Source organism: Roseomonas indoligenes (assembly GCF_017813365.1).
GTDB lineage: Bacteria > Pseudomonadota > Alphaproteobacteria > Acetobacterales > Acetobacteraceae > Roseomonas > Roseomonas indoligenes.
Window position 1 is genome coordinate 131,363 of the sequence record NZ_JAGIZA010000003.1, and the last position, 12,453, is coordinate 143,815.

16 protein-coding genes are annotated in these 12,453 nt (G+C 71.9%); 2 read left to right on the forward strand and 14 right to left on the reverse strand.

Annotated elements, in window-relative coordinates; all coding sequences use genetic code 11:
- Positions 1-14: 14 nt before the first annotated feature.
- The 3 genes from rpmF to J5Y10_RS05720 all read right to left on the reverse strand — a co-directional run bounded on the left by rpmF (position 15) and on the right by J5Y10_RS05720 (position 1,354).
- Positions 15-218: a 50S ribosomal protein L32 gene (rpmF, locus tag J5Y10_RS05710; RefSeq protein WP_209371709.1), complete on the reverse strand. Its 204-nt coding sequence runs from the start codon at positions 216-218 to the stop codon at positions 15-17.
- Positions 219-323: 105 nt separating this feature from the next.
- The gene (locus J5Y10_RS05715; protein WP_209371710.1) at positions 324-818 is read right to left on the reverse strand and encodes a YceD family protein; all 495 of its coding nucleotides are present in this window, start codon (positions 816-818) and stop codon (positions 324-326) included.
- Positions 815-1,354, reverse strand: a complete 540-nt coding sequence (locus J5Y10_RS05720) for a ubiquinol-cytochrome C chaperone family protein (RefSeq protein WP_209371711.1) — start codon at positions 1,352-1,354, stop codon at positions 815-817. The genes J5Y10_RS05715 and J5Y10_RS05720 overlap by 4 nt, the downstream gene beginning before the upstream one ends.
- 120 nt (positions 1,355-1,474) lie before the next feature.
- On the opposite strand from J5Y10_RS05720, the gene J5Y10_RS05725 reads away from it, so the two are divergent.
- Positions 1,475-2,020 (forward strand): outer membrane protein assembly factor BamE, encoded by a 546-nt coding sequence (locus J5Y10_RS05725; protein ID WP_209371712.1) that lies wholly within the window; start codon positions 1,475-1,477, stop codon positions 2,018-2,020.
- A 107-nt stretch (positions 2,021-2,127) separates the two neighbouring features.
- Here the strand turns inward: J5Y10_RS05725 and J5Y10_RS05730 are convergent, their stop codons facing one another.
- The 11 genes from J5Y10_RS05730 to J5Y10_RS05780 all read right to left on the reverse strand — a co-directional run bounded on the left by J5Y10_RS05730 (position 2,128) and on the right by J5Y10_RS05780 (position 11,382).
- The gene (locus J5Y10_RS05730) at positions 2,128-3,327 is read right to left on the reverse strand and encodes an MFS transporter (protein WP_209371713.1); all 1,200 of its coding nucleotides are present in this window, start codon (positions 3,325-3,327) and stop codon (positions 2,128-2,130) included.
- Positions 3,327-4,295, reverse strand: coding sequence for a thiamine-phosphate kinase (thiL, locus tag J5Y10_RS05735; protein ID WP_209371714.1), 969 nt, complete (start codon positions 4,293-4,295; stop codon positions 3,327-3,329). Before thiL ends, J5Y10_RS05730 begins: the two co-directional genes overlap by 1 nt.
- A gap of 18 nt (positions 4,296-4,313) precedes the next feature.
- Complete coding sequence (gene nusB, locus J5Y10_RS05740) at positions 4,314-4,850, reverse strand: transcription antitermination factor NusB (protein WP_209371716.1); 537 nt, start codon at positions 4,848-4,850, stop codon at positions 4,314-4,316.
- Entirely contained in the window at positions 4,847-5,335 is a 489-nt protein-coding gene (gene ribH, locus J5Y10_RS05745; protein ID WP_209371718.1) for a 6,7-dimethyl-8-ribityllumazine synthase, read from the reverse strand. The genes nusB and ribH overlap by 4 nt, the downstream gene beginning before the upstream one ends.
- A complete protein-coding gene (gene ribB / locus J5Y10_RS05750) occupies positions 5,329-6,450 on the reverse strand; it encodes a 3,4-dihydroxy-2-butanone-4-phosphate synthase (RefSeq protein ID WP_209371720.1) in 1,122 nt (373 codons plus the stop codon). The genes ribH and ribB overlap by 7 nt, the downstream gene beginning before the upstream one ends.
- The gene (locus J5Y10_RS05755; protein ID WP_209371722.1) at positions 6,447-7,064 is read right to left on the reverse strand and encodes a riboflavin synthase; all 618 of its coding nucleotides are present in this window, start codon (positions 7,062-7,064) and stop codon (positions 6,447-6,449) included. Before J5Y10_RS05755 ends, ribB begins: the two co-directional genes overlap by 4 nt.
- Before the next feature lie 82 nt (positions 7,065-7,146).
- The gene (gene ribD / locus J5Y10_RS05760) at positions 7,147-8,256 is read right to left on the reverse strand and encodes a bifunctional diaminohydroxyphosphoribosylaminopyrimidine deaminase/5-amino-6-(5-phosphoribosylamino)uracil reductase RibD (RefSeq protein ID WP_342452851.1); all 1,110 of its coding nucleotides are present in this window, start codon (positions 8,254-8,256) and stop codon (positions 7,147-7,149) included.
- Positions 8,257-8,274: 18 nt separating this feature from the next.
- Positions 8,275-8,730 (reverse strand): transcriptional regulator NrdR, encoded by a 456-nt coding sequence (nrdR, locus tag J5Y10_RS05765; RefSeq protein ID WP_209371724.1) that lies wholly within the window; start codon positions 8,728-8,730, stop codon positions 8,275-8,277.
- Positions 8,731-8,744: 14 nt separating this feature from the next.
- Positions 8,745-10,049 (reverse strand): serine hydroxymethyltransferase, encoded by a 1,305-nt coding sequence (gene glyA / locus J5Y10_RS05770; protein ID WP_209371726.1) that lies wholly within the window; start codon positions 10,047-10,049, stop codon positions 8,745-8,747.
- Positions 10,046-10,504 (reverse strand): ribose 5-phosphate isomerase B, encoded by a 459-nt coding sequence (gene rpiB, locus J5Y10_RS05775; protein ID WP_209371739.1) that lies wholly within the window; start codon positions 10,502-10,504, stop codon positions 10,046-10,048. Before rpiB ends, glyA begins: the two co-directional genes overlap by 4 nt.
- 47 nt (positions 10,505-10,551) lie before the next feature.
- Positions 10,552-11,382: a dienelactone hydrolase family protein gene (locus tag J5Y10_RS05780; protein ID WP_209371741.1), complete on the reverse strand. Its 831-nt coding sequence runs from the start codon at positions 11,380-11,382 to the stop codon at positions 10,552-10,554.
- Between the two features lie 70 nt (positions 11,383-11,452).
- Here J5Y10_RS05780 and hemB point away from each other — a divergent pair, with 70 nt between their 5' ends.
- Positions 11,453-12,448, forward strand: coding sequence for a porphobilinogen synthase (hemB, locus tag J5Y10_RS05785; RefSeq protein ID WP_209371743.1), 996 nt, complete (start codon positions 11,453-11,455; stop codon positions 12,446-12,448).
- Positions 12,449-12,453: the final 5 nt, after the last annotated feature.

The following is a 12,453-nucleotide window of genomic DNA, read 5'->3' on the forward strand; positions in this document are numbered from 1 at the left end:
GAAGCCGCGCCGGATCAGGCGCGGACAGCGGCCTTCAGCGGCTTGCCGGCGGCCACGACCTCGCGGCCGTCATAGAAGCCGCAGGAGACGCAGATGTTGTGCGGGCGGCGCAGCTCGCCGCAGTTCGGGCACTCGGCATGCGCCTCGCGGCCCAGGGCCTCATGGCTGCGGCGCATGCCGCGGCGGGAGGGCGAAGTCTTTCTTTTCGGAACGGCCATCGGTGCCGGGCCTTTCTATAGTTATGACACGTCACGCGGACGGACGGATGCTCGGGAGGCGCGCGCCTTACCACCGGCCACCCCGCGGGGCAAGGCTTCTGGTGCCTAGCCGGGCTTCCGACCGCGCAGGGCAGCGAAAGGAGAACCGCCCCCATCCCGCGCGGCATCGGGCAGTTCGGCGTCCGGGACACGGGGATAAGGGTCCAGCGCGAGGGAGAGGCTCTGCGCCAGGGCCTCGCCGATGTCCACGGTGCCGTCGGGCTCGGATTCGATCTCATCTGGCCCATCATCGAGCTCGTCGGAGGGCTCCTTCCCCGGCGGCAGGATGCGCCAGTCGAGGGGTTCCTCCACCGACTGCGGCACCGGCTCCAGCGTCACAACGCAGGACTGCACCACCGCCGCGCGCAGCGTGCCGCGCACCCGCACGGTCTTGCCGGAGGCAGGCACCATGTCCAGCTCGGCCGAGAGCGAATCCAGGGCCACCAGCCCCATCCGCTCGGCCAGGGCCGCGCGCTCCTCCGGCTTCGCCTCCAGCGTCTGCCGGCGCCCCTCCTGCCCCAACGCCGCGGGGCGGAGGATACGGCTGAACTCGTGCTTCATGCCGCCACTCCTCCGAAATCCACCCTGCCCGCCACGAAGCCCGCGAAGGGCTGCGCAGCCAGCCGGGCATCTAGCGCCACAGCGTGGGCCGCCAGCCCGGCGGCCGCGCCCTCCGGCGCATCGCCACCCCAGACATTCCGGGCAAGGGCCTGTTCAAGCGCCGCGACATCCCCCGCCTCCAGCGCCGCCTCATAGGCCAGGGCGCGGCCGTGAAAGGCCTCCCACATGCTCCGGACACGCTTTCCGATGGACATGTCGCCCACCCCCATCTCCCGCAGGTTCAGGTCCATGTCGGCGAACATCGCGTCGAAGACCGCCTGGGCCAGGGCGGCCCCGCGCGGGTCCGGGTCCCGGCGCAGGCGGCGCACCAGCAGGGCCGCGTGCAGGGCCACCAGGTCGAAACGCCCCTCCAGCGTGTCCGGCACCGCCTCATCCCCGAACAGGGCGGGATCGCGGGCCGCCGTCACGGCGGCCGTGTAGAGGGCGAAGCCGGCCCGCTCATGCGTGCGGCGGCGGATCAGGCCGAACAGGGCCATGGCTCTAACATTTCCGTTTCAGCGGCTCCGGGCCGGATTTCCGGCGGGATACGGGGCGGGCGCGACACTCTGTTGACCGGACCGCGGGGCGGTGGCAATCGAACCCTCGAAATGGCCTTCATGACCGCCTCCGTCAATCCGCCCACAGCCACGCCGGCCCGGCGCCGATCCGGCCCTGCCGTGCTCGCCCTTGCCGTGCTCCTCGCGGCACCGCTCGGTGGTTGCTCCGTCTTCGGGGCGCCCGAGGAACTGCGCGGCAATCGCGCGGACATGGAGATGCTGAAGGACATCACCCCGGGCGTGTCCAGCAAGGCGGACGTGACGGCGCTGCTCGGCTCCCCGAGCGCCACCTCTACCTTCGATGCCAGCGAGTGGTACTACATCAGCGCCACCACCCATCTCCGCCCTGCCCGCACCCCCGGCATCGATAACCAGCGCGTGGTCGTCGTGCGCTTCAACGACCGGGACATCGTCCAGGTGGTGGAGCAGAAGGGCGAGCGCGACATGCGCGACGTCACGATGGTGGAGAGGACCACGCCGGTTCCCGGCAATGACCGCTCCCTGCTCCAGGCCCTGTTCGGCAATATCGGCCGCTTCGGCCCGACGCCGACGACGCCGGAAGGCCCTGGCGGCGGCTCCGGCATCGGCTCGGGCGTCAGCCGCTAAGCCCTCCCGAAGCGCGGGTCCCCGCCCTCCGGCGATCCGCTCCGCCTTGGCCGTCCCGAGAGGCGCGGGCTTGCATGCACCCGGGTTCCCCCATCCGGGTGCCCGGATCAGGCGCTCCGGGCCGTGTGCACAGGCCGGGCGATCCGCCACAGCGCGATGACCAGCGCGGGCAGCACCAGCAGGTTCAGCACCCACCAGCCAGCGGAGGCGTGGAGGAGGCCGGAGCCGAAGGCCGTGCAGGCCACGGTGCCGAAGACGATGAAGTCGTTCGCCATCTGCGCCCGCACCCGCTCCGCCGGGCTATGGGCCTCCGCCAGCAGGGTGGTTGCCCCGGTGAACATCAGGTTCCAGCCCAGCCCGAGCGCCATCAGCGCCACGATGAAGTGGGAGAAATCCTTCCCCATCAGCGCGAGCCCCACGCAGGCCGCGTTCAGCACCACCCCCGCCAGGATCACCGGCCGCGCGCCGAAGCGCCCGATCAGCCGCCCGGTGACGAAGCCGGGCGCGAACATGCAGATGGCGTGGAACTGGATGACGGTGGAGCTCTCCGTCACCCCGTAGCCACAGAGCATCATCTCCAGCGGCGTGGAGGTCATCAGCAGGTTCATCACCCCGTAGGCCACCGCCCCGGTGACGGCCGCGGTCAGGAAGGCCGGGCGGGAGACGATCTCCATGATCGGCGTGGCAGCCGCGGCGCCGCGCGCCGCGGCGGGCGGCAGTTCCACGATCCGCAGCAGGGTCATGCAGGTCAGGGGTGCCAGCGCCAGGATCAGGTAGGTGCCGAGGAAGAGCGTGGGCGCCAGCAGGTCCTTGCTGTTCTTCACCAGCTCCGGCCCTAGCGCCGCCGCCAGCACGCCGCCCGCCATCACCAGGGCGATCGCGCGGGGCCGGTAACCGGGGCTGGCCACCTCGGCGGCGGCGAAGCGGTAGTGCTGGGCAATGCCGAAGCCCAGCCCGGCCGGGATCGCGCCAAGACAGTACAGCGGGAAGCTGCCCTGCCAGACCCCGAAGGCGAAGGTGAGGCTGCCCAGAAGGCTGCCGACGGCCCCCAGCAGGAAGCCGGGCCGGCGCCCGAGCCGCGCAAAGACGAGCCCGGCAGGGATGGAGGCCGCCATGGTCGCCAGCATCTGGATCGCCATGGGCAGGGTGGCGAGGGACTTGTCCTCCACGAGGCTGTAGCCGATCAGCGCGCCCATAGCCGCCTGCCCGACGACGGCGGAGTTCATCAGAGCCTGGCAGAAGAAGAGCAGCCGGACGTTCCGGCGCATCGCCGCCTCGTTGGACAGTCCCGCCGTGGTCGCTGACATCAGAAGTGGCTCCATCCCCCCCGCGGGAGACTCACGGCCCCCCCTTCCGGTCCGAGCACCGTGACGCTTGCGAGACCATCCGTGAAGCGCCCAACGCGCGTAGCCGGTGTGCTGGCCGCGCGGGAGGCCGCTTCCACGCGCTCCCTGTCCGCCGGATCGGCGGCGAAGAGCAGTTCGTAGTCGTCCCCGCCGGCGGCGAGGCGGGCACGCAGGTCCGGATCCGACGCCACCAGGGCAGCCGCCGGCGCCGAGAGCGGGAGGGCGGACAGTTCCAGCACCGCCCCCACCCCGCCCGCGCGGCAGAGATGGCCGAGGTCCTGGGCCAGCCCGTCCGAGACGTCCATCGCGGCCCGCGCCACGCCCCGGAGGGCGCGCCCCAGCGCGAGGCGCGGCTCCGGCAGGCGGTAACGACGGGCGAGATGCCCTTCGCCATCGGCCTTGATGCGCCCCTGCAGCACGGCCAGCCCCAGCGCCCCGTCCCCGATGGTGCCGGAAACCCAGAGATCGTCGCCCGCCCGCGCCCCGGCGCGCCGGAGCGCCTGCCCGGGCGGCACGGTGCCGATGATGGTGAGGGAAAGGCAGGCCGGGCCGGGGATGGAGACGGTGTCACCCCCGAGGACGTGGATGCCGAATTCCCTCTGATCCTCCGCCAGCCCGGAGGCGAAGCCCGCCAGCCAATCCGGTGGGGTGCCGCGCGGCAGGGCCGTGGTCATGAGATAGGCCAGCGGTTCCGCGCCCATCGCCGCGAGGTCGGAGAGATTCACCCGCAGCAGCTTGCGCCCCACCGTCTCCGGCGGGTCGTCCGGCAGGTAATGCACCCCTTCCACCATGGCATCCGCGGCCAGCACTAGCTCCCGCCCCGGCGGGGGCGTGATGACGGCGGCGTCGTCCTGAAGGTCGAGCGCCCCCTCCCCCGCCAGCCCGCGGAAATGGCGGGCTATGAGGGCAAATTCGGGGGGAAGGCTCACCTCGCCGGTCCAGGTGGATCAGGTCTTGGGCTGGAACTCGTCCCCGCGCATCTGCCGGGCGAGCGCGTCCAGCACGCCGTTGGCGAAGCGGGGTTCCTCGCCGTCGAAGAAGCCGTGGGCGATGTCCATGTACTCGTTGATCACCACCCGGGCGGGGGTATCGGCGGCCCCCCAGAACTCCGTGGCGGCGGCGCGCAGCAGGGCGCGCAGCACGGGGTCGAGCCGGTCCAGCGTCCAGTTGCCGGAGAGGTGGCCGGCGATGGCGGCGTCGATCGTTTCCGCGTCCTTGGCGGCGGCGCGGACGATCCTGCTGAACAGGGGCACGTCCGCCTGGGGCACGCGCCCGTCCTCGAAGCCGGCATCGCTGTTCATGGTGCCGATGCGGTGGCGCACGAACTGGTCGATCACCGTCTCGGCGCTCTCACCGCCTGCCTCGGACTGAAACAGGGCCTGCACGGCGGCCACCCGGGCGCCCGTGCGGGGGCGTCCGGCCTTGGCCGGCTTCCCACCGGGCTTGGCGTTGCGCTTCGGGGTCTGGTCCGCGGTCTGGTTCATTCCTTGCTCTCCGCCAGCCGCCGCGCGAGGGCGATCTGGCCGATCATGGCGTTCGCCGCCTCCACGCCCTTGTTGTGGCGGTCGGGGGATGAACGCGCGATCGCCTGCTCAAGCGTCTGCACGGTGAGGAGACCGAAGCCGATCGGCGCCAGGGTCTCGACCGAGATGTCCATCACGCCGCGGCAGGCCTCGCGGCAGATGTGCTCGTAGTGGTCCGTCTCGCCCTTCACCACGCAGCCGAAGACCAGGTAGCCGTCCCAGCGGCCCGCGCGGATGGCCATGCGCAGGGCGGCGGGCAACTCAAAGGCGCCGGCCACATCCACGATCTCCGCCTCGGCACCGACGCCGGCCAGGATCGCCAGCGCGCCGTCCACCATGCCGCCGACCACGGCCTCATAATAAGGTGCCTGGATCACCAGCACGCGCGGCGGCGGGCCGGAGAGCTCGGGGGCAGCGCGGAGGGGGGCGTCGGCGGTGCTTAGCAAGAGGCGTCTCCGATCGGGCGGATCTCGGTGATGGTCAGGCCGTAGCCCTCCAGCCCCACCACGGGGCGGGGGTGGTTGGAGAGCAGGATCATGTCCCGCACCCCAAGGTCGGCAAGGATCTGGGCGCCGATGCCGTAGTCGCGCAACTCCGGCATCGCCTTCTCGCGCCCGGCGCGCACGCGGGTCGACAGGGCATCGGCCTTCACGTCGCGGATCAGCACGACCACGCCCCGGCCGATGCGCGCGATCTCTTCCATCGCGTCATGCAGGTCCTTGGGGCCGTTGCGGCCGGTGATGTCGGAGAGCAGGTTCACGGCGTGCACGCGCACCGGCACAGGGCCGGGGCGGGTCAGGTCGCCCTTCACCAGGGCCACGTGCTCCCCGTATTCCAGGGTATTGGCGAAGATCGCGACCCGCCAGGGGCCGCCCGGGGCATCGTCCAGGGTGCCCTCCTCCACCCGGCGCACCAGCCGCTCGGTCCGGCGACGATGGCCGATGAGGTCGGCGATGGTGCCGAGCTTCAGGCCGTGGTGCTGGGCGAAGGCCACCAGGTCCGGCATCCGGGCCATGGTGCCGTCCTCGTTCATGATCTCGCAGATCACGCCTGCGGGGTTCAGGCCCGCCAGGCGGGCGAAGTCCACCGCCGCCTCCGTGTGACCGGCGCGGACCAGCGTGCCGCCCTCGCGCGCCACAAGCGGGAAGACGTGGCCGGGGGTGACGATGTGCTCCCGCCCCATCTCCGGGTTGATCGCCACCGCCACGGTGCGGGCGCGGTCGGCCGCCGAGATGCCGGTGGTCACCCCGTCCCGCGCCTCGATGGAGACGGTGAAGGCCGTCTGGTGCCGGGTGCCGTTGCTCTGCGCCATCAGCGGCAGGCCGAGCTGCTCCACCCGGTGCCGCGTCATCGCCAGGCAGATCAGGCCCCGCGCGTGGCGGGCCATGAAGTTGACTGCGTCGGGCGTGGCGAACTGGGCGGGGATCACCAAGTCGCCCTCGTTCTCCCGGTCCTCGTCATCCACCAGGATGAACATGCGGCCGCGCCGGGCCTCCTCCAGCAGCTCCTCCGTGGGGCTGATGAAGTCGGAGAAGTTCGTCTTCACGGGCTGCACGTTCATGCCTCGGACTCCCGCCCCTCAAACTGACGAAGCCGCGCGACGTAGCGGGCCAGCATGTCGATCTCAATATTGACCCGCGCGCCCGGCGCGAGGGCGCCGAGGGCGGTGACCTCCGTCGTATGGGGGATCAGGTTGACGCCGAAATCAGTGCCCTCCACCGCGTTCACGGTGAGGGAGACGCCGTCGATGGCGATGCTGCCCTTCTCCGCCACGAAGCGGGCGAGGTTGGGGGGCAGGCGGAAGGTCCAGCGGTGGGACCCGTTCTCCGGCACCACGGAGAGCACTTCCGCCACCCCGTCCACATGGCCGGAGACGACATGGCCACCCATCTCGTCGCCCATCTTCAGGGAGCGTTCCAGGTTGATCCTCGCCCCTTCCCGCCAGCCCGCAAGGGTGGTGCGGGAAAGGCTCTCGGCGGAGACCTCCACCTCGAAGTGGTCCGTCGCCAGCTCCACCACGGTCAGGCAGCAGCCCGAGCAACAGATGGAGGCGCCGATCGCCACCCCATCCAGCCAGCCGGCCGGGGTGGCGATGCCGACGCGCATGTCCTGCCCCGCCCCGATGGGCAGGAGGCGGCGAATCTCGCCGATCGCGGTGACGATGCCGGTGAACAAGGGCGCGGTTCCAGAACGGTGAAGAACGCGAGGCAGGGGATGGCGCGCGAGGCGCCCCATGACAAGGGGGAGGCGGCGCGGGTCAGCCCGTCGCGGCGTCCCCTGGCATAAGATCGGCCTCGACCAGCCAGCAATCACCGGCCTGGCGGCGCCCGGTGACCTTGAGCCGTGGCATGGCGGCCAGCGTCTCCACGCCGATCGGATCCAACCCCGCGCGGCCGTCCCCGCCGATGACGGACGGCGCGGTGAACCAGGCCACCCGATCCACCAGCCCCGCCCGGAGAAGGGACGCCGCGAGGGCCGCCCCGCCCTCAACCAGCAGCCGGGTGATCCCCTTTCCCGCCAGGGCGCGCAGCAGCGCCTCCGGTTCCAGCCCGCCGCCGGGCGCGGCCGGCACGTCGATGAACGCCGCCCCGCGCTGCTCCAGCGCCGCCATGGAGGCCGGGTCGTGGCCGGGGGCCGTGGCGATCCAGGCCGGGGCCTCGCTGTTGAACAGCCGGGCGCGCAACGGCGTGCGGAGACGCGCATCGGCCACCACGCGCACCGTCGGCACGGGGGCGTAACCGGGCAGGCGGCAGGTCAGCTCTGGGTCATCCGCCAGCAGGGTGCCGCTACCCGCCATCACCGCGTCATGGGCGCCGCGAAGGGCATGGGCGAGGCGCCGGGCCTCCGGGCCCGTGATCCACTGGCTCTCCCCCGTGCGGGTGGCGATGCGGCCGTCCATGGTGGTGGCCAGCTTCACCGTGACCATCGGCAGGCCGCAGCCGAAGCGCTTGAGGAAGCCGGCGTTCACGCGCCGTGCCTCCTCCTCCAGCAGCCCCACCTCGACCTCGATCCCGGCATCGCGCAACCTTTGAAGACCGACGCCGTCCACCCGCGGGTCCGGGTCGCGCAGGGCGACCACGACGCGGGCGACGCCGGCCGCGATCAGCGCGTCCGTGCAGGGCGGGGTGCGGCCCCAGTGGCAGCAGGGCTCCAGCGTGACATAGGCGGTGGCGCCGCGCGCGGCCTCGCCGGCGGCGCGCAGGGCCTCCGTCTCGGCATGCGGCCGGCCACCCGGGCGGGTGCGGCCGCGGCCGACGACCCGGCCGTCCCGCACGATGACGCAGCCGACCGAGGGGTTGGGCCAGGTATTCCCCAGGCCCCGTGCCGCGAGGGCCAGGGCCGAAGACATATGCGCGCGATCAGACACGCCGGCCCTTTGCTCGCCTCACCCCGCATTGTCCAGGGAGCCGAGGAAGGCGTGGAAGTCCTCCGCGTCCCGAAAGTTCTGGTACACGCTGGCGAAGCGCACATAGGCCACGGGGTCCAGTTCCCGCAGCACCTCCATGACTCGCTGGCCGATGGCCTTGGAGGTGATCTCCTCCGTTCCCTCCGACTCCAGCCGGCGCTGGATGGAGGAGACGATGCGCTCCACCTTCTCCGTATCCACCGGGCGCTTGCGCAGCGCGACGCGGATGGAGCGGGCCAGCTTCTCCCGATCGAAGGGAACCCGCCGCCCATCCGTCTTCAAGACGACGAGGTCACGCAGCTGGACCCGCTCGAAGGTGGTGAAGCGGGCCCCGCAGGCATTGCAGGAACGGCGGCGGCGGATCGCCGAGCCGTCCTCCGCCGGACGGCTGTCCTTCACCTGCGTGTCCTCGGACTGGCAGAAGGGGCAGCGCATCCGGCGGGGCTATCTCAGCCGCGGTAGATCGGGAAGCGGGCGCAGAGGGCCTGCACCGCCTCCCCGGCCGCCCGCTCCACGGCCTCGTTCCCCTCGGGGGAATTGGAGCGGGAGAGCCCGTCCAGCACCTGCCCGATCAGGCGCCCCACCTCGCGGAACTCCGCCTCGCCGAAGCCGCGGGAGGTGGCGGCGGGGGAGCCCAGACGCACGCCGGAGGTGACGAAGGGCTTCTCCGGGTCGAAGGGAATGGCGTTCTTGTTCACCGTCAGGTGGGCGCGGCCCAGCGCGGCCTCGGCGGCCTTGCCCGTCAGGTTCTTCGGGCGAAGGTCCACGAGCACGAGGTGGTTGTCCGTGCCGCCGGTGACGAGGCCGAAGCCCTGCTCCAGAAGCTCGGCGGCCAGGGCCTTGGCATTGTCCGCCACCGCGCGGGCATAGGTGCGGAACTCCGGGCGCAGCGCCTCGCCCAGCGCCACCGCCTTGCCGGCAATGACATGCATCAGCGGCCCGCCCTGGGTTCCCGGGAAGACGGCGGAGTTCAGCTTCTTCGCGATCGCCTCGTCATTCGTGAGAATGAGGCCGCCGCGGGGGCCGCGCAGCGTCTTGTGGGTGGTGGTGGTCACCACATGCGCGTGCGGGAAAGGCGAGGAATGGGCGCCGCCGGCCACGAGCCCGGCGAAGTGGGCCATGTCCACCAGGAACAGGGCGCCCACCTCGTCGGCGATCTCGCGGAAGCGCGGGAAATCCCACTCGCGGGCATAGGCGGAGCCGCCGGCGATGATCAGCTTCGGGCGGCTCTCCCGCGCGATGCGGGCTACCTCCTCCATGTCGATCCGCTGGTCCTCGCGCCGCACCGTGTAGGGCGCGACCTTGAACCACTTGCCGGAGAGGTTAACGGGAGAGCCGTGGGAGAGGTGCCCGCCGGCGGCCAGGTCCAGGCCCATGAAGGTGTCGCCGGGCTGGAGCAGGGCGAAGAACACCGCCGCGTTGGCCGAGGCGCCGGAATGGGGCTGCACATTGGCATAGCCGCAGCCGAAGAGCTTCTTGGCCCGCTCGATCGCCAGCGTCTCGGCAAGGTCCACCACCTCGCAGCCGCCATAGTAGCGCTTGCCCGGCAGGCCTTCAGCGTACTTGTTCGTCAGGACCGAGCCCTGGGCCTCCAGCACGGCGCGGGAGACGATGTTCTCGGAGGCGATCAGCTCGATCCCGTCCTGCTGGCGCACCAGTTCGCGGGAGATGATGTCCGCGATCTCCGGGTCGATCTCGGCCAGGGGGGCGTTGAAGAAGCGGTCCGTGCTGGCGGCCGGGGTCTGCTCGTTCATGGGGTGCGGGTCCAGTCCGGGGAGAGCTTCAGGACCCGGCGGTCATGGCGGCCGCCGGCATAAGGGGTGGAGAGAAAGGCGCGCAGGGCGTCCAGCGCAGGCTCCGGGCCGGTCATGCGGGCACCGAAGGCGATGACATTGGCGTCGTTGTGCTCCCGCGACAGGCGGGCGCCCGTCACGTCGTGCACCAGGGCGCAGCGGATGCCGGGGGTGCGGTTGGCCGCGATCGAGATGCCGATCCCCGTGCCGCAGACCAGCACGCCATAGCGCGCACGGCCGGCGCTGACGGCTTCCGCCACGGCCTGGCCGAAATCCGGATAGTCCACGCTCTCCGGCCCATGGGTGCCCATGTCGAGCACGGAATGGCCCGCCTCCTCCAGCGCCTGGCGGAGGGTGGCCTTGAGCGCCAGTCCGGCGTGGTCGGCGCCGACGGCGATGGTGATGGGGGTCGTCATCCCGGCGCCTTACCACGGGTGGCCGGGCGGTTGAAACGGCACCGCCACTACCGCGGGGCAGGTCCGCCATGCGCGGCCAGGAAAGCGGGGACGCGGCGGAGCGCATCGGCCCGCGCCGCCTCATCCGTGCCCATCCGGGCAGTGCCATCGCCGCGCGCGGTTATGTCCAGTCCTGACAGGGTGCGAGGGGGCATAGAGGGCTGGTCGAATCCATGCGCGGCCCCGGGGTATTCCACCAGCTCCACCGGGGCGGGGCGGGCGCGCTCCGCAGCCAGGCGGCAGTGGCCGGGCGGGGTCCAGTCGTCAGCGCCGCCCAGCAGCATCAGCACGGGCGCGGCGGGCTGCCAGGGCGGGGGTGGCTGTCCCGGCCGGGCGCAGCCGGGATAGAGCGCCACCGCCCCGCGCAGCAGGCCGGTCGGGACAGGAGCACCGATGGCGGCCAGGGCCGTGCTGCCGCCGTGGGACCAGCCCAGCAGGAAGGCACCGCCCGGCGCGGACCAGGGCTGCGCCGCCGCCCAGGCCGCGGCGGCGTGGGCATCGGCGCGGCGCGTCGTCTCGGGCAGGATGCCCTTCTCCCCGCCGGAGCAGACCTGGGTGACGCCACGGCTGCCGAAGCTGTCGGGGAAGAGCACGGGGTGGCCCAGTGCCGCCAGCCGCGCCGCCCAGTCAGCCTCCCGCGCCGGCAGGGAAAGGGGGGTGCCCGGCCCGCCAAGGCCGCCGCAGCCATGCAGGGCGATCACGGGAATGCCCTGCCCCGCCCCGGCCGGGCGCACGAGCAGCCCGCGCAGCGCCACGCCGCCCGGGCCGGGGAGGGTGACGGGGTCCGCCGCCGCAGCGGGCAGGGCAGCGAGGAGCGCGACCGGGAGAAGCCATTTCATGCCGTCCCAGCGCCCCTCCCCTGCCCCGGTTTCGGCTTGGCGGGCCCGGGACTTGGCGCGACAAAGCGGCATGCAGCACGCCCCATTCCCCACCGGCCGCCCCCGCCGCAACCGCCTGGACGATTCGACCCGCCGCCTGGTGGCAGAGAACCGGCTCTCGGTGGACGAGCTGATCTGGCCGATTTTCATCATGGAAGGGCAGAACCGGCGGGAGGAGGTGGCCTCCATGCCGGGGGTGGAGCGTGTCTCGCTCGATCTCCTCGCCGACCATGTCGGGCCCGCGGCGGAACTGGGCATCCCCGCCATCGCGCTCTTCCCCGTCACGCCGCCGGAAAGGAAGGACGCGGAAGGGACCGAGGCGAAGAACCCGGAGAACCTGATGTGCCGTGCCGCACGGATGCTGACCCGGGACTTCCCAGGCCTCGCGCTGGTGGGGGACGTGGCGCTGGATCCCTACACGGACCACGGCCATGACGGCGTGATCCGCGACGGCTACGTCCATAACGACGAGAGCCTGGAGGTGCTGGTCGCGCAGGCCCTGGTGCAGGCGGAGGCCGGGATCGGCATCATCGCCCCATCCGACATGATGGACGGCCGCGTGGGCCGGATCCGCGCCGCCCTGGACGAGCGGGCGATGATCCACACGCGGATCATGTCCTATTCAGCCAAGTATGCCTCTGCCTTCTACGGCCCGTTCCGGGACGCGGTGGGATCGGGCGGCGCGCTGAAGGGAGACAAGAAGACCTACCAGATGAACCCCGCCAATTCCGACGAGGCGCTGCGCGAGGTTGCGAGCGACCTGGCGGAGGGCGCGGACATGGTGATGGTGAAGCCGGGCATGCCCTATCTGGATATCATACGGCGCGTGAAGGACGAGTTCCGAGTCCCCACCTTCGCCTATCAGGTCAGCGGCGAGTACGCGATGATCCAGGCGGCCGCGCGCAACGGCTGGCTGGACGGCGAGAAGGCGATGATGGAGAGCCTGATGGCCTTCCGCCGCGCGGGCGCGGACGCCGTGCTGACCTATTTCGCGGTGGAGGCCGCGAAGCGGTTGCGCGCCGGCTGAACCGG